The sequence below is a fragment of the Cupriavidus phytohabitans genome, assembly GCF_017815025.1.
In the GTDB taxonomy this organism is placed as follows: domain Bacteria; phylum Pseudomonadota; class Gammaproteobacteria; order Burkholderiales; family Burkholderiaceae; genus Cupriavidus.
Window position 1 is genome coordinate 1 of the sequence record NZ_JAGIQB010000061.1, and the last position, 15,574, is coordinate 15,574.

A 15,574-nucleotide genomic window follows, 5' to 3' on the forward strand; every position below is an offset into this window, starting at 1 on the left:
TCATGCAGCTTTCGTGATCCTCATTTAACGTCTCTGCCGCCCTTCCGTTGGCAGAGGTTTTTCAGACCATCCCTAAAGGCCAATGAGAAAACTTACCTCACGCCGGTGGCGCAAGCCATTGAAAAGAAAAATCGACCAATTTAATCACCACTTCTCTCAAAAGCGATCCCAAGCGCTGACGATCGCTCAGCATCGGGTGTGATAGCGCGATTCGAATCTACCGGCCCGGCTATGGTGATTGGCGTTTGCCTTGGCTAGTCGAAAGACAGAGGCTCACCGTCCTGTAGTGGCGAGCCTCCAAATCAGGGAAAATCACCTATGCAAGGATCGAGATGCTGTCCGTTTCCTTCTCATACCTGAAGGATGATTTTCTGCAGCAGGGCAGTTAGATCTCGACGCTGCTCTATGATCAAGTGCACGTAAATGGTGTCGTCCCTGATTTCATAAATAATTCGATTCTTTCCGCAGTGTACTTCGCGGAACCTGTCCGCAGTGAGCCCACTCAGTTCATCGACAACGTGGCCGCATTCTGGGAACTCCCGAACGCGGGTTATTGACGCCTGGATCTGAGCATATGATTCTTCCCAGACGGCCATGCCAAACGCGTCCACAACGTAGCGGCGCACCCGCTTCAGTTCGGCTTTGCCGCTGTCGAGAAGCTTTGCCTTCAGCACCTTGGAGGCCATCAGCGCCGCTTCTCTTGCCGGTCCAGTTCGTCCACTTCTGCGAACACATCATCGATATCGGAAAACTTTTCCTGCTCGATCTGCTTTTGCCCAAGGGCCAGAATCTTTAGGAGAGCCAATGTCTGCCGGTCGGATTCGTAGCTGCGCACGTCTTGGACAACGAGCTTGGCTTCGCCGTTTTGGGTGATTATTAATGGTTCGCCGGATTCAGCGAGGTCCTTGACGATCTGCGCGGCTTCACTCTTGAGATAGCTGATCGGCTTGACGTGATCGGCGATTCGCATCGCACGGCTCCTGTGGATGGCATATGTAGACCGAATATAGTCCATTAACAGTCCGACGTCAACCTGGCCGACCTCCACTGCGCAGTGCAGCCGAGTGCGACCAAGGTCTCCGAAGAAGACTGTACGCACACTGCATACCGCGGGCGAGTTGTCGAGCCACTACCGTAACCCCATCGCCGGCAAACGCCAGCGACAGGAGGCACCGGCGCTGCCCGACGGCAATCAGGAAGACAGCAACGATAGCCGAGTCCGGATAGCAACAATGACAACGAAAGCTGAGCGAGCGGCCGCGATCCGCTTTGCTTTTCCGGACCAGACACTGGCGATCGGGAAGGGCTCCACTAGATCAGATGGTCAATGAAGCCAGATTGAAGAGGCGGTCGGATGGCCGAACGTGGCCGGCTGCGGCCGGCCAAGGGCATAGGGCGGTCATGTCTGCCAACCCTGACCGGATGTCCAGAGGGGCGTATCTTCGCTCAAATGAGGCAGGTCTCGGAACATCAGATCTCATTTTTCGCCTACGCTAACAGTAGCGCTGACAGGCGTCCGCTTGGGCGGTGCTCGATAAGCCCGCGGTAAATGTTGCTCTGTTAGCAGTTCCGGTCGGCAATCCGGAACAGATCGAAATCCCAGTCTTGCTGTTAAGCCACGAAAATGCTGGCCGCTCCTGATCGTAATCGTTCTGAGGGCAGGGACCGAACTCTGCAGTATTTCGGCTGGCTGACACTGTTCATCTCTCTGGCAACGCCGGCAGGTTACCTGGTCGATATACAGACGTCGTACCTGCTCAAGAACCAGTTGCATGCGACGGCGACGGAGATCTCGACATTTCGGCTGGTTACGGCCATACCGGTGTACCTTGCGTTCGCTTTTGGCTTGGCGCGCGACCAATGGAACCCGCTCGGATTGCGGGATCGCGGCTTCTTCCTGATTTTCGCTCCGGCGACCGCGGTGGCATTCATCTGGGTGGCGTTTTCAGGTTTCTCATACGGGGGGCTGGTCATCGGGATACTGCTGGCAATGCTGTCGTCCCGATTTGTCGCCGCAGCCTATCAGGGGTTGATCGCTCTGGTGGGCCAGGAGAAGCTCATGTCCGGGCGCCTGAGCGCTCTGTTGAATGTGGTCGGCTCCGTCCCGGTCGTTGCGGGAGCGTTCGCCTCTGGGTACATCTCCGATCATCTTGCCGCGAGAGAAGCCTTCCTTCTTGTGGCGATTGCCGCTTTATCGGTTGCTGTGCTGGGGCTCTGGAAGCCCGTTTCCGTCTTCGGCCATATCTACGAGAAGCCGCAAGCCAGCGGCGCAGATCTCGTTGGGAATGTCAGGCGGCTGGTGAAGCATAAGGCCGTTTATCCAGCGATCCTGATCTGCTTTCTGTGGAACTTTGCGCCAGGGTCCGCCACTCCGCTGCAGTTCTATCTGACCGATGAGCTGCATGCATCGGATTCCATTTACTCGTACTACAACGGGATCTTTGCCGCCGCATTCCTCCCGACATTCTTGCTCTATGGCCTTCTATGCAAGAAAGTGGCACTGAACAAGTTGCTGTGGTGGGGAACGATCATCGCAGTGCCGCAGATGATTCCGCTGGCATTCATTCACTCAGCCAATCTCGCGCTTGTATTGGCGGCACCGATAGGGCTGATGGGCGGTGTAGCCACGGCAGCATACTTTGATCTCGCGATGCGGTCCTGTCCGCCAGGCTTGCAAGGAACCTTGATGATGCTGGTGGATGGCGTTCTCGCACTCTCGGCACGTGCCGGCGATCTCTTGGGCTCATGGATCTATAACAGCAGCCCAACGCACGGCTTCACATATTGTGTAATCGCGACGACCGTGGTGTACGCGCTGATCCTGCCTTTGATCGCGCTGACGCCGAAAACATTGATTGCTACCAGGGATGGCGAACCAAACCCGGAGGTCGAGGCCGAGGTGCTGAACGAAATCCGGGGAACTGAGCGTACGTAATTTGCGCTGCGCGAGCACGACCAGCGAAGCTTCCTCCGCCTTCTGAGTGCTTTCCTTCCCGAAGACGACGCACACTTCGCGTGCCGGGCACCCCGACTACCGAAAACCGCGTGTTGCCAGGGGCCGGGGTGAGGGCCGGCGCCTCAACGAAAGCCTGATGCCGCCCGCTCTAACCCCATCCCAGTCCGGCAGATCAGCGATGTCCGCTACTTTTCGACGAGACGGCCCAGTGTCTCCGGCACAACCGCGGCGCCAACCAGATAGACCAGCGTGACGGCCGCGAGGAAAACACCAAGGATCATCGGCAGGTCGGCGGGTGTGCCGGCGGCAAGCGAGGCCAGCGTCGGCATCATCCCGCCGAGAGCGAACCCGATGTTCCACGACAATCCTGTGCCGGAGGCGCGAATGCTGGTGGGAAACCTCTCGTTCAGGAAAATGAGGATGGGCGCGAAGCCGGCGCACCCTAGCATGCTGAGCGCCACCGCATAGGCGCCGCGCAGGGTGGCGGTTGGCGCAGCCGGCATCCATTGGTAGAGCAGCGGCATCAGCACCAGGCTGAGCGCGCCGATCAGCAGGAAGGCGCGCTTGCGGCCTACCAGCGTGCTGAAATGCCCCGCTGCCACCGATGCGACGATCACACCGAGGCTGCTCAGCATCAGGATGGCCGAAGACTCGCCGGGGGATGCCTTGACCACGACCTTGAGGAAGGTGGGGAGATATCCGGAAGTCAGGTAGTAGGCGCTGCCTGCGCCCACGGTCAGCAGGATGTTGACCAGCAGGATGCCACGATACTCGCGCGAGAACAGCGTGCGCAGCGGATGGGCTTGCGGCTTGACGTGGCCGCTTGCGGCCTTTGCCGCCTGCAGTTGCTTCCACAGCGGCGACTCTTCCAGCGAGTTGAAGATGACCAGCCCCAGCACCGAGCTGACGATGCCGGCAAAGAACATGCAGCGCCATCCCCAGACCTCGAAGGCGTCGCCCGGGAACAGCGCCGTCATCGCCATGTACGTGATCGACGCCAGCAGCGCGCCGATGCCCGCGCCGCCGCCGCCTACCAGGCCGGACACCGCGCCGCGCCACGACGGCGGCACCGATTCCGTGCCAATGGTATGCGTCGAAGCGACCACGCCGCCGACGAACACGCCCTGCACCAGCCGCAGCAAGATGAACAGCGCCGGCGCGAAGAGGCCGATCTGGGCGACCGTCGGCAGCAGCCCGAACGCCGCCGTCGACAGGCCGACGCCGGTCACGGCCACCACCATGGCACCCTTGCGCCCGTGCCGGTCCGCGTAGGCCCCGAAGATCGCCGAGCCGAGGGGGCGCATCAGCAGCGTCACCGCGAACGACGCGTACACCGCCGCCAGCGACAGCATCGCATGCTCGGACGGAAAGAACAGCTTGCCGATCACCGGCGCCACGAACAGCAGGATAAACAGGTCGAACAGGTCGAGCGCCCATCCCATGCACGAAGCCGTCACCGCGCCCAGCACCTGCCGGTTGTTTGCGGCCAAGGACGCCGCGTCTTGCACGCCGCTGGTCGGCACCTTGTCATTTGCAAGCACTTCCATCGTTGTCTCCTAATCTTTTGAATGAACGGCTCCCCGCGATGCCCCGCCGGGGGCATCGTCGATGCGTCCGTCTCTCCGGCTTGGCAGGCGGGTCAGCCCCGCCCGCGCCCGCGCTCAGCTGCCGCGGAATTCGGGATTGCGCTTCGCGTGGAACGCTTCCACGCCCTCGCGGAAGTCGTCCGAGCTGCGCAGGCGGCTGTAGCAGTGCCCTTCGAGTTCGATGGCGATCGACAGCGGTGCGTCCTCGGTGTCGTTGAGCAGCTTCTTGGCGGTGCGCTGGGCCAGCGGGGAGAAAGCGCGCAGCTCGTCGACCAGCGCATCGGTGGCGGCTTCGAGCTCGGCGTCAGCCACGCAGTCCACGGCGATGCCCCACTCGTACGCCTGGCGCCCCGGGATGCGGCGCGAGCGCATGACGATGTCCTTGGTGCGGCCCACGCCCACCATCTTCTGCAGCCGCGCCGAGCCGCCGGATCCAGGAATCTGGCCAAGCTTCTGCTCGGGCAGCGCGTATTCCGTGGAGGCGGTGGCGATGCGGAAGTCGCACGCCAGCGACAGTTCGAAGCCCACGCCGAAGCAGTAGCCCTGGTTGGCCGCGATCACCGGCTTGCCGCAGCGCGCCGGCGCTGCAACGTTCCACGCGAGGTTCGACACATGCTCCGGCGACGCTTCCAGGAAGCCCCGGATGTCGCCGCCGCTTGAGAAATGCTTGCCCTGCGCGCGCAGCACGATGACGCGCACGCGGTCATCGGCGTCCAGCGCCTCGAACACGGCACGCAACTGGTCGCGGGCCGCCATCGAGATCACGTTGTACGGCGGGCGATGCAGAATGATGTCCGCGCGCTCGCGGGCCGGGTCGACCTCCACGGAAAAGCCGTCGAGGTCCTGCAGGCGCTGCTGGTCGGGATGGGTCAATGCGAAGGCTTGGGTCATGTCGTTACTCCTTGATGGGGTCGCTGTGGGGAAGAGAGGAAAGCGCGTTGTATTCGCCCGCCGACAGCTTGCGGCGCAGGATCTTGCCGACCGGCGATTTCGGGATGTCGGCGACGAACACGTAGTCGCGCGGTCGTTTGAAGTTGACGAGGTCGGAGCCGCGGCAATAGTCGTCGAGCGCCCCGGCGTCGACGCAGCCGCGCGGCTTGACGAATGCCACCACCTTTTGGCCCCAGCGGGCGTCGGGCACGCCGGCTACCGCCACCTCGTCCACGGCGGGGTGCAGGGACAGCACCGATTCGATATCGGCGGGCGAGATGTTCTCGCCGCCGCTGATGATCATGTCGTCGACCCGCCCGGTGACGAACAGGTCGCCGTCTGCGTCGAGGTAGCCGATGTCACCGGTGAAATACCAGCCGTCGCGCAGGGATTTGGCATTGGCGTCGTCGCGGTTCCAGTAGCCCTCGAAGGCCTCGTCGCCGCGCAGGTCGGCGATGATCTGGCCTTCCTCGCCGGGCGCGGCCAGCTCGTCTGGCGAGGCCGCGTCGAGGCGCGCCACGCGCAGCCGCGTGTTGAGGCCGGCGCGGCCCGCACTGCCGGGTTTGCGCGCCGCATGCTGGTCGACGCTGAAGGTGTACACCTCGGACGAGCCGTAGTGGTTGACGAACAGCTCCGGGCAGAACGCCTGCTCGAGCCGGGTCAGCAGGCCATCGTTCATGGCGGCCCCGGCGAAGCCGAGCTTGGTAACGGTGCGAACGTCGATGCTGTCGAAATCCGGCTCGGCCAGCAGGTCATGGTAGAGCGTGGGCACGAGGTAGAGGCAGCTGACTCGATGGCCGGCAATCGCCTGCAGCGCGTGCGACGCGCTCCAGCGCCGCACGCAGACAAAGAGGCCGTCCACCAGCGCCATGGCCAGCAGGGACCGCACGCCCATCGTGTGGTACAGCGGCATCACCCCCAGCGTCCGTTCGCCGCGCCGGTACAGGTTCTGCGCGACGTGCGCCAGCGCGGCCGCGCGCTCCTGCCGGTGGCGGCGCGGCACGCCTTTCGGCTTGCCGGTGGTGCCGGAGGTGTACAGCATGAGCGAAATGTCGCCAGCTTCCGCCAACGTGGCGTCCCGCCGAGGCGTGGCACGGAGCAGGGTGTCGAACGACAGCGAGCCGCCGGGCGCGCCGTCCAGCGCGATGCAGGGAATGTCCTGCGCGGCGGGGCTGTCCAGCACAGCGTCGGCGCTGACCGGTTCAAACACCAGCGCTTTGGCGCCCGCGTCGCGCACGCAGTAGTCCAGCTCGTCGGGCTTGGCGCGCCAGTTCAGCGGGACGATGACCACGCCGGCGAACTGGCAGGCCCAATGCAGCGTGGCCAGTTCCCAGCGGTTCTGCAGGATGGCGAGCACGCGGTCGCCCGGCCGCAGGCCGAGGTCAAGCAAGCCGGCCGCCACGCTGCGGATGCGCGCGAGCCATTGCGCGTAGGTCAGCAGCAGGTCACCGTCGACGATGGCGGGGTCGTGGGGACTGCGCTCCACGCTCTGCAGGAAGGTGCGGCCGAGGTCAAGCATCGCAGCACTCCTCGGCAACCGGTGCTGCATGCCGGTGCGAGCGCGCGCGGCTGGCGGCCACGTCGAGCACGGCAGCGACAATCGGCGTGTAGCCGGTACAGCGACACAGGTGGCCGGACAGCATGTCGCGCACCTGCGCTTCGGTCGGCTCGGGCACACGCTCCAGGTAGTCGGCACACGACATCAGGATGCCCGCAGTGCAGAAGCCGCACTGCAGCGCATGGTGGCGGCGGAAGGCCTCCTGCAGATCGCTCAGGCCTTCGCGCGGGGCGAGTCCTTCGACGGTATCGATGGCGCGGCCATCGGCCTGCACCGCGAGCATCAGGCACGAACGCGCGGCCACACCGTCCACCCGCACTGTGCACGCGCCGCAGACGCCGTGCTCGCAGCCGACGTGGGTGCCGGTGGCGCCGAGTTCGTGGCGCAGGAAGTCGGACAGCAGCTCGCGTGGCGCGCACGAGGCGCTGCGTTCGGTGCCGTTCAGGGTCAGGGTGACGCGGTGGCGCTCGTCGCGCCGCATCACCGGAGGCGCACCCGAAGCTGCGCCATTAAGGGTCTTGCTCATTTTGCCTCCTCGATTGCGCGCATGCCCAGTTGCCGCACCAGGTGGCGGCGGTACTGCGCGCTGACATGGGCGTCGTCCTGCGCGCCCAGCTTCCAGCTGAAATCGTTGATCGCTTCCGCCAGCGCCTTGCCCTGGAGGCGCGGCCAGGTCTCCAGCACCGCCCGGTCGGCCACGCCCCCCACGGCCAACGCAATGGTGTCGTCCGTGACGATGGCGGCGCACGCCACCAGCGCGAAGTCGCCATGGCGGGCCGAGAACTCGGTAAAGCCGTAGCGCGCGCCGGGCCGCCGCAGGGGGAGGCGCACCGCTTCCACCAGCTCGTCGGGCTCGCGCGCCGTCATCAGCATGCCGCGGAAGAATTCGGCGGCCGGCAGCACGCGGCGGCGGCGCAGCGAGCGCAGCACCACCTCGCCGCCGAGGGCGGTGAGCACCAGCGGCAGCTCGGCGCTGGGGTCGGCGTGGGCGACGGAGCCGCACACCGTGCCGCGGTTGCGGATCTGGAAATGCGAGATGTGCGGGAATGCGAGCGCGAGCAACGGCACCTCGTCGGCCAGCGACGCGCGCCATTCCACGCTGCCCTGCGTGGCGGCAGCGCCCACCACCAGATGGCCGTTTTCCACGCGCACGGTATCCAGCTCACTGGTGCGTGAAATGTCAATCAGCAGTTGCGGCTGCGCGAGGCGCATGTTCAGCACGGCCATCAGCGACTGGCCTCCGGCCAGCACGCGGGCACCCTCGCCGGCTCGGGCCAGCGCTTCCAGCGCGTGCTGCGCGGATTCGGCGCGCAGGTAGTCAAAGGCGGCGGGTTTCATCGACGGACTCCAAGGAGCGCCAGCAGGCGCGCGATCCAGCCCGGCTTGCGCGCGGGCTTGCCCCCCGCCTGTCGGCCGAGCGCTTCGAACAGCTGGCGCAATACCACCTTGGCCGCGCCTTCGAGCATGCGGCCGCCAACAGCGGCGACTTTTCCGGACACTTCGGCCTCGTAGTCGTACGTGAGACGGGTGCCGGCACCATGCGGGGCCAGTTCGACCACGCCCGAGCCGCGCGCGCTGCCGAGCGACGACAGGCCGGCGCCCGCCAGCCGCAGCCGGCGCGGCGGCTCCAGGTCGGACAGCGCGATCTCGGCTTCGTAGCGGGCCTTGATCATGCCCACGCCCACGGTCACGTCGGCGCGGTAGCGGTTGTCGCCGATGGGCACGAGCGCGTGGCAGCCCGGCACGACGCTGGCCAGCGCCTGCGGGTCGAGCAGGACGGCAAACACGGCTTCAGGCGTGGCATCCAGTTCGACCGTTCCGCGCGCACTGAGGGCCTTGCCGGCCTTGCCGCCGCTCTTGCCGTTCGCCGAGGCCTCTCTTGCTGCCTCGGCCAGTTCCGGACGCGATGGCGGCGGGTCGTCGAAGCCGATCATCGCCATCACCCTGGCGGGGGTGAGCGGCAGGCGGATATCGCGTACGCCAAGGGCATCGGCCACCGCGTTGGCGACGCACGGCGGCGTGCTCATGTTGTTGCCCTCGCCGAGCCCCTTGGCGCCGAGCGGCGTGAACGGGCTCGGCGTCTCCAGATGGACGATGAGCGGGTCGGGCACCTCGCACGTGGTCGGCAGCAGGTAGTCCGCCAGCGTGCCGGACTGGAAGCTGCCGTCCGGCCCGTAGCGGAATTCCTCCATCAGCGCAGCGCCCAGTCCCTGTGCGAAGGCGCCGCGGATCTGGCCGTCGGCCAGCGCCGGGTTCAACAGCTTGCCGGCATCGTGCGCGGTCACGTAGCGGTCAATCCGCACGCGGCCGGTGGCGCGGTCGATCTCCACGCCGCACAGGTCGAAGGCAAAGCCGTAGCAGGCGGAGGTGTTGACGCGGTCCTGCTCGTCCGGGGCGTCGAGGTTGGGGGGCGACCAGAATACGGTTTCGCGCAGGCCGGGTTCCTCGCCGGCCGGCAGCAGCTGCGGCGACCAGTGCGGCGCGTTGCTGGCGGCGCGTGCGAACGGCAGGGCGGTATCGGAAGCGCCCCGGCGCACGATGCGGCCATCCGCAAAGACCAGTTCGGCCGGGTCGCAGCGCAGCTGCGAGGCCACGATGCGCGCCAGCTTGTCGCGTACGCGCGTGGCGGCCAGGTGCACGGTGCCGGCCACGGCGCCCGCGAAGCGGCTGGAGTAGTTGCCGGCCGCCACGGACCAGGCATCCTTGTGCGTGTCGAATTCGACGTTGACCACGACGTCACCCGGATCGATGCCGAGCACGTCGGCCACGACCTGCGCAGATACGGTCATGTGGCCCTGACCCGCCGGCGTGGACGCGATGGTCACCACCACGCCGCCGAGCAAGTCCACGCTGACCGTGGCGCTGGCGATGGCGCCGTTCTTCGGGCCCGCCTTGCGGCGCGCCTCGGCCGGCGTCGCGGTGGTGATGTAGCCCATGTTCGACACCGATGGCTCGACGATGGCCGCAAAGCCGATGCCGTACAGCCGTCCCTCGGCGCGCGCGGCGTCGCGGCGGCGCTGCAGCTCCCCGTAGTTGCCCGCTTCCAGCGCGCGCGACAGCGCCAGCTGGTAGTTGCCGGAGTCGAGCAGCGCGCCCGCCGCTGCGCGATAGGGAAAGGCATCGGCGGGCACGAAGTTGCGGCGGTAAACGTCGAGTGGATCCAGGCCCAGCTCCACCGCGATCCGTTGCACCAGCCGCTCCAGCGCGAAATACACCTGCGGCCCGCCGAAGCCGCGCACGAGGCCGGTCGGCGTCTTGTTGGTCAGCACCACGCGGTTGCGCACCAGCAGGTGCGGAATCGCGTAGGCACCGGTGAGCAGGCCATGCATGCGGTAGAAAGTGGCGGGCTCCGGCGCACGCAGGTAGCCGCCGCAGTCCTCGAGCTGGTCGTAGGAGAGCGCGAGAATCCGGCCATCTGCCTCGACCGCGGCTTCCAGGGTGGAAAGCCGCGCGGTGGCCGACGTGGCGGCGCTCAGGTGCTCGAGCCGGTCCTCCACCCACTTCACCGGTGCGCCCGCCTTGCGCGACGCGAGGCACATCAGCACCACGTAGGGGAACACCGCCTGCTTGACGCCGAAGCTGCCGCCCGAGTCGCGCGGCGCGACATGGCGCAGGCGGTTGGCAGGCACCTGCAGTGCCATCGCCATCACGGCGTGCAGCGAGAACGGTCCCATGAAATTGGAGGTGACCTGATAGCCCTCGTCGCCCGGCAAGTGTTCGGCGATCACCACGCCGCACTCGATTGGCGTGCAGGTGTTGCGCGGGTAGTGGGCGGTCAGCAACACGCGGTGCGGCGCGGCGGCAAACGCGGCCTCGGGATCGCCATAGCGGAAATGGCGGTCGCTGGCGACGTTGCTGCCCAGGCGGGGATGTAGCACCGGGGCCTCGTCGGCGACGGCGGCCTCGATCGACACCACCGGCGGCAGCACGCGGTACTCCACCCGCACGAGGTCGAGCGCATCCTCGGCCAGCGCGCGGTTCTCGGCCACCACCACGGCCACCGGCTCGCCCACGTAGCGCACGCGCTCCATGGCCAGTGCCCACTGCTCCATCGGCGCCTTCACGCCCACCACGAAGGGTCTGGACCAGCCACGCAGGTCCGTACCCGTCAGCACGGCACGCACACCGGGCGCCTTCAACGCGGCGGCGCAGTCGATAGCACCGAGTTCGGCGTGCGCGTGCGGCGAGCGCAGGATGGCGGCGTGCAGGGTGCCGGGCCTGACGCCGAGGTCGTCGGCGTAGCGGCCGCGCCCGGTCAGGATGGCGGCATCCTCGACGCGCGGCATCGGGCGGCCGACATGTGGCGCCGGCCGGGTCTGCTGTGTCTCCACCGTGCCGGTCGTTTCGCCAGCATCGAATCTTTTCATTTGCGACTCCGTTCCATGCGACGGAACCGGCCCGGGAAGGCGGGCGGGATCGTGCAACGTCAAACGGAGATTAGTGACATCGCGATATAAGTTCTAATATTGATTTCTGATTCGTATCATCATTTTTGCTGATGTAGAAATGTCGATCCGTGGTGAGACCTGGATGGGCAGAAGATGGTTAAATTTCCCGTGTTTCTGTGCCGGGAGCCGCCGCGCCTCTCATCACAAATGTTGATGCCGGTACGTCAGTGTCATTGATACCAAACCGCCCATGGACCTCAAGCAAATCCAGTACTTCATCGCGCTGTTCGAGGACGGCTCCGTCACGCGCGCGGCCAAGCGGCTGAATATCGTGCAGCCGGCGCTCAGCATGCAGATTGCCCGGCTGGAAGAGGAATTCGGGCAGAAGCTGTTCGATCGCATCCCGCACGGCATGGTGCCCACTGCTGCCGGCCGGATGATGCACCGGCTGTTCCTGCCCATCGTGCGCGACCTGGCCAGCGCGCGGCAGCAGATGATGCAGCGCGAGGAGCAGATGGCCGGCCGCATCACGCTTGGCATGGTGGCCTCCGAGACGGAGAGCGTGCTGGTGGGATCGCTGGCGCGCTTCAATGCGCGCTATCCGAACGTAGAGGTATCCGTGGCGGACGGCTTCAGTGCGGCACTGATCGACCTGGTTTCCGCGGGCCAGCTTGACGCGGCGGTGGTTCATCGCCAGCGCGGCCGCCTGGGGCTGCAGGTGCAGCCGATGCACGACGAGGAAATGGTGCTGGTGACCAGCGTCGCACACGGCCCCGAACTGCCCGAATCGGTAGAGATGGCGAAACTGCCAGGACTGGAACTGGTGCTGCCGACCAAGCGGCATGGCCTGCGCGTGGTGCTGGACACGGCGACGCAGGCGCAGGACGTCACCCTTGCGCCGAAGTTCGAGATCGACATCCTCGGCACCATCGTCCAGTTCGTGCAAGCGACACGCTTTGCCACGGTGCTGCCGCGCATCGTGGTGCAACGTGCCGTGGAAGCAGGGCAACTGCGCATGCATACCATCATTGCGCCGCGCATCGTGCGGCATCTGGTTTGCGTGAGCCATCCGCAACGGCCGCTGAGCACGGCGGCCGAGGCCTTGATCGCGATTGTCGCCGAGGAAATCAGGCGGGTTTCCGGGGTGACGTAACGGGGGGGCGTAACGGGGGTGGCGTAACGGTGGAGCGGGTTGATCGCCTGAGCACTGACGCGCAGCGGTCAGTGCGGCTGTCGCAGGCGTTATCGGTCAATCCAGTTTTTTCATTACCGGGATCGGCCTGGGCCTCTGTACTGTTCAGGCCACGGTCCGACGACGCGCGGCGAGTGCCGCGCGTGCAAGACGCCAACCTGGCCCGCCTCCAATGGCTTGTGAAAGGAAGAATCGAATGCTGAAACGCCTCTGGAAATCTCTCGGTGACGCACTGGCCCTCTGTTGCGGCTTTGGCCCGGCCCATGCGGCAGCAGCGTGGTCTTCAGCTTTTCTTCGAGCCGCGCGAGCGTGCGGCTCGTTGCCGACACGGTCAGGTTCAGCTGCTGCGCGGCGGCGGTGATCGAACCGGTGTCGACCACGGCCGCAAACGCCTGGAGTTCGTCGAGGGTGATGTTCATTGTTGATCTGGAATCAAGACTGTTTGGTTTATAGGCCACTTTTTGCGCAAAAGTAAAGCGGGCACACTGCGGTCCATCCTTTCTTGTTTCGCAGATCAGACCGCCCCCCTTCCAAGGAGCACACCATGCGCAATATCCCCGCTTTCGGCCTCGGCACGTTCCGCCTGCAAGGCCAGGTTGTCATCGACTCGGTCCGCAACGGCCTCGAACTCGGCTACCGCGCGATCGACACTGCCCAGATCTACGGCAACGAAGCGGACGTGGGCGAGGCGATCGCCGCTTCCGGCGTGCGCCGCGACGACCTGTTCCTGACGACGAAGATCTGGGTCGACAACTACGCCAGGGACAAGCTCGTGCCCAGTCTCGAGGAAAGCCTGGCGAAGCTGCGCACGGACTACGTCGACCTGACCCTGATCCACTGGCCGGCGCCGGGCAACCGCGTGCCGCTCGAGGCATACATGACCGCGCTCGCCGAGGCGAAGGAAAAAGGCCTGACGCGGCGGATCGGCATCTCAAACTTCAACATCGAACTGACAAAGCAGGCGATCGCCGCGGTCGGCAAGGACGCGATCGCGACGAACCAGATCGAGCTGAGCCCCTATCTGCAGGGCCGCAAGCTGGTGGACTTCCTGCAGCGCGAGGGTATCCACGTCACGTCGTACATGACGCTGGCGTACGGCAAGGTCCTCGGTGACCCGGTGATCGGCGCGATCGCGCAGCGGCACCAGGCGACGCCGGCCCAGGTCGTGCTGGCCTGGGCACTGCAGCTCGGCTACTCGGTAATCCCGTCGTCCACCAGGCGCGAGAACCTCGCCAGCAACCTGATCGCGCAGACGCTGCGCCTGAGCGACGCCGACATGGCGCAGATCGCCGCGCTCGAGCGCAACGGCCGTCAAGTCAGCCCCGAAGGCCTCGCGCCGCAATGGGACTGAGCGCGCAGGCATCCTCCCCGATCCGTCTTTCTTCGAATCCTCCGCGGCCTGCGGGCCGCGGATCCGACACGACAAGCACCATGACCCAGGATCCGCTGTTTCAATCGCTTCAACTCGGCGGGCTGACGCTGCCGAACCGCATCGTGATGCCGCCGATGACGCGCTCGCGCGCCAGCCAGCCCGGCGATGAGGCCAACGACCTGATGGCCGCGTACTACGCACAGCGCGCGGGCGCCGGACTCATCGTCAGCGAAGGCACCTACATCGCGCCGCTCGGCAAGGGCTATGCATGGACGCCCGGCATCCACACGCCCGCGCAGGTGGCCGGATGGCGCAAGGTGACCGGCGCCGTGCACGCCGCCGGCGGCCGCATCTTCGCGCAGCTCTGGCACGTTGGCCGGCTGAGCCACACGAGCCTGCTTGCCGGGCAACAGCCCGTGTCGTCATCGCCGATCCAGGCGCAGGGCGTGAACGTGTTCATCGCCGGCGAGGACGGCAGCACGCCCGGCTTCGTCCAGGCCTCTGCGCCGCGCGCGCTCACCGTCGACGAGATCCGCGAAGTCGTGGACCAGTACCGCGCTGCGGCGCGCAACGCGGTCGATGCCGGCTTCGACGGCGTCGAGCTGCATGGCGCCAACGGCTACCTCGTGAACCAGTTCATCGACTCGAACGCCAACACGCGCACGGACGCCTACGGCGGGTCGCTGGAGAACCGCTTGCGTTTCCTCGGCGAAGTCGCGCAGGCGCTGATCGAAGGCACGGGCGACGCGTCGCGCGTCGGCATCCGCCTCGCGCCGCTGACCACGCTGAACGGCTGCGTCGATGACGATCCGGAGACGACATACCTGCCGCGGCCAGGCTGCTGGGCGAACTCGGCGTCGGCTACCTCCACATCGCGGAAGCGGACTGGGACGATGCGCCGCTGATGCCGGCGGCATTCAAGCGCAAGCTGCGCGAAGCATTCCCCGGCGTGCTGATCTATGCGGGCAAGTACACCGCGGAGCGCGCGCGCGAAGCGATCGCCGCGGGCTGGACCGATCTGGTCGCCTTCGGCCGCCCGTTCGTCGCGAATCCGGACCTTCCCGAGCGCCTGCGCGTTGGCGCGCCGCTCGCGCAGCATGACCGCGACACGCTCTTCGGTGGCGGTGCGCAAGGCCTGACCGATTACCCAACGCTCACCGCAGCCGCAGCCTGAACGGGACCAGACCAATATCCGCGTGCGGGACCCCCGTTCCGCACGCCGCCCAATTGAATTGTCCGCAGCGCCAGCTGAGTTACCTGAAGGTGCCGTAAAGACCGGCTGCCGGGCCCGGCACGCAGCAGCCGATGGGGCTGAGCGTTGCCGTGAGGTTTCCGATCCTGCGCGAGCTGATCGGAGCCCTCAGTGGCCGGCCGCAGCAAGGTGTGTTTCACGCACTGGCCGTCGGCGGAAAGGCGGTGCAACCAGCCGTTCAATGCGATGCCGGGCTGTCCGGGCGTTCTGACAGCGTAAGATCCGTGCCCTGGTCCGGTTCAGGGCGGAGCGGGTCTCATTCGGAGAATCGCGGCATGGTCAGGAAGAACAAGGGACATTCTACGGTTGGGGCCGGCCGGCATTCGGCGGTCCCAACGCC

11 protein-coding genes and 2 pseudogenes are annotated in these 15,574 nt (G+C 66.0%); 4 read left to right on the forward strand and 9 right to left on the reverse strand.

Features of this window, described 5'->3' with window-relative positions:
* Positions 1-350: 350 nt before the first annotated feature.
* Both J8I34_RS29300 and J8I34_RS29305 read right to left on the reverse strand, forming a co-directional pair.
* Positions 351-686, reverse strand: coding sequence for a type II toxin-antitoxin system RelE/ParE family toxin (locus J8I34_RS29300; protein WP_209807669.1), 336 nt, complete (start codon positions 684-686; stop codon positions 351-353).
* Positions 686-970, reverse strand: coding sequence for a type II toxin-antitoxin system Phd/YefM family antitoxin (locus tag J8I34_RS29305; protein ID WP_209807670.1), 285 nt, complete (start codon positions 968-970; stop codon positions 686-688). The genes J8I34_RS29300 and J8I34_RS29305 overlap by 1 nt, the downstream gene beginning before the upstream one ends.
* A 654-nt stretch (positions 971-1,624) precedes the next feature.
* Here J8I34_RS29305 and J8I34_RS29310 point away from each other — a divergent pair.
* A complete protein-coding gene (locus J8I34_RS29310; RefSeq protein ID WP_209776071.1) occupies positions 1,625-2,935 on the forward strand; it encodes an MFS transporter in 1,311 nt (436 codons plus the stop codon).
* A gap of 206 nt (positions 2,936-3,141) precedes the next feature.
* On the opposite strand, the gene J8I34_RS29315 is transcribed toward J8I34_RS29310, so the two are convergent.
* The 6 genes from J8I34_RS29315 to J8I34_RS29340 all read right to left on the reverse strand — a co-directional run bounded on the left by J8I34_RS29315 (position 3,142) and on the right by J8I34_RS29340 (position 11,397).
* Positions 3,142-4,503 carry an MFS transporter gene (locus J8I34_RS29315; protein ID WP_209776070.1) on the reverse strand — a complete coding sequence of 454 codons (1,362 nt, stop codon included), beginning with the start codon at positions 4,501-4,503 and terminating at the stop codon, positions 3,142-3,144.
* Positions 4,504-4,617: 114 nt separating this feature from the next.
* A complete protein-coding gene (locus tag J8I34_RS29320) occupies positions 4,618-5,433 on the reverse strand; it encodes an enoyl-CoA hydratase/isomerase family protein (protein WP_029049525.1) in 816 nt (271 codons plus the stop codon).
* Positions 5,434-5,437: 4 nt separating this feature from the next.
* Positions 5,438-6,991, reverse strand: a complete 1,554-nt coding sequence (locus tag J8I34_RS29325) for an AMP-binding protein (protein ID WP_209807671.1) — start codon at positions 6,989-6,991, stop codon at positions 5,438-5,440.
* On the reverse strand, positions 6,984-7,556 hold the full coding sequence (locus J8I34_RS29330) for a (2Fe-2S)-binding protein (RefSeq protein ID WP_209807672.1): 573 nt from the start codon (positions 7,554-7,556) through the stop codon (positions 6,984-6,986). The genes J8I34_RS29325 and J8I34_RS29330 overlap by 8 nt, the downstream gene beginning before the upstream one ends.
* On the reverse strand, positions 7,553-8,368 hold the full coding sequence (locus J8I34_RS29335; protein WP_029049522.1) for an FAD binding domain-containing protein: 816 nt from the start codon (positions 8,366-8,368) through the stop codon (positions 7,553-7,555). Before J8I34_RS29335 ends, J8I34_RS29330 begins: the two co-directional genes overlap by 4 nt.
* The gene (locus J8I34_RS29340) at positions 8,365-11,397 is read right to left on the reverse strand and encodes a xanthine dehydrogenase family protein molybdopterin-binding subunit (protein ID WP_209807673.1); all 3,033 of its coding nucleotides are present in this window, start codon (positions 11,395-11,397) and stop codon (positions 8,365-8,367) included. The genes J8I34_RS29335 and J8I34_RS29340 overlap by 4 nt, the downstream gene beginning before the upstream one ends.
* A 271-nt stretch (positions 11,398-11,668) precedes the next feature.
* Between J8I34_RS29340 and J8I34_RS29345 the strand changes: the two genes are divergently transcribed.
* Positions 11,669-12,571, forward strand: a complete 903-nt coding sequence (locus tag J8I34_RS29345; RefSeq protein WP_029049520.1) for a LysR family transcriptional regulator — start codon at positions 11,669-11,671, stop codon at positions 12,569-12,571.
* Positions 12,572-12,879: 308 nt separating this feature from the next.
* On the opposite strand, the pseudogene J8I34_RS29350 reads toward J8I34_RS29345, so the two are convergent.
* Positions 12,880-13,029, reverse strand: a pseudogene (locus tag J8I34_RS29350) (LysR family transcriptional regulator); the annotation flags it as partial.
* 125 nt (positions 13,030-13,154) lie between these two features.
* On the opposite strand from J8I34_RS29350, the gene dkgB reads away from it, so the two are divergent.
* Together dkgB and J8I34_RS29360 are read left to right on the forward strand one after the other, a co-directional pair.
* Complete coding sequence (dkgB, locus tag J8I34_RS29355; protein WP_209807674.1) at positions 13,155-13,961, forward strand: 2,5-didehydrogluconate reductase DkgB; 807 nt, start codon at positions 13,155-13,157, stop codon at positions 13,959-13,961.
* Positions 13,962-14,041: 80 nt separating this feature from the next.
* Positions 14,042-15,156: pseudogene (locus J8I34_RS29360) on the forward strand (alkene reductase).
* Positions 15,157-15,574 lie beyond the last annotated feature (418 nt).

Excerpts from the sequence above, each read along its gene's own strand:
- J8I34_RS29300 (WP_209807669.1), bottom strand. The coding sequence starts at position 686 with ATGGCCTCCAAGGTGCTGAAGGCAAAGCTTCTCGACAGCGGCAAAGCC.
- J8I34_RS29305 (WP_209807670.1), bottom strand. The coding sequence starts at position 970 with ATGCGAATCGCCGATCACGTCAAGCCGATCAGCTATCTCAAGAGTGAA.
- J8I34_RS29310 (WP_209776071.1), top strand. The coding sequence starts at position 1,625 with ATGCTGGCCGCTCCTGATCGTAATCGTTCTGAGGGCAGGGACCGAACT.
- J8I34_RS29315 (WP_209776070.1), bottom strand. The coding sequence starts at position 4,503 with ATGGAAGTGCTTGCAAATGACAAGGTGCCGACCAGCGGCGTGCAAGAC.
- J8I34_RS29320 (WP_029049525.1), bottom strand. The coding sequence starts at position 5,433 with ATGACCCAAGCCTTCGCATTGACCCATCCCGACCAGCAGCGCCTGCAG.
- J8I34_RS29325 (WP_209807671.1), bottom strand. The coding sequence starts at position 6,991 with ATGCTTGACCTCGGCCGCACCTTCCTGCAGAGCGTGGAGCGCAGTCCC.
- J8I34_RS29330 (WP_209807672.1), bottom strand. The coding sequence starts at position 7,556 with ATGAGCAAGACCCTTAATGGCGCAGCTTCGGGTGCGCCTCCGGTGATG.
- J8I34_RS29335 (WP_029049522.1), bottom strand. The coding sequence starts at position 8,368 with ATGAAACCCGCCGCCTTTGACTACCTGCGCGCCGAATCCGCGCAGCAC.
- J8I34_RS29340 (WP_209807673.1), bottom strand. The coding sequence starts at position 11,397 with ATGAAAAGATTCGATGCTGGCGAAACGACCGGCACGGTGGAGACACAG.
- J8I34_RS29345 (WP_029049520.1), top strand. The coding sequence starts at position 11,669 with ATGGACCTCAAGCAAATCCAGTACTTCATCGCGCTGTTCGAGGACGGC.
- dkgB (WP_209807674.1), top strand. The coding sequence starts at position 13,155 with ATGCGCAATATCCCCGCTTTCGGCCTCGGCACGTTCCGCCTGCAAGGC.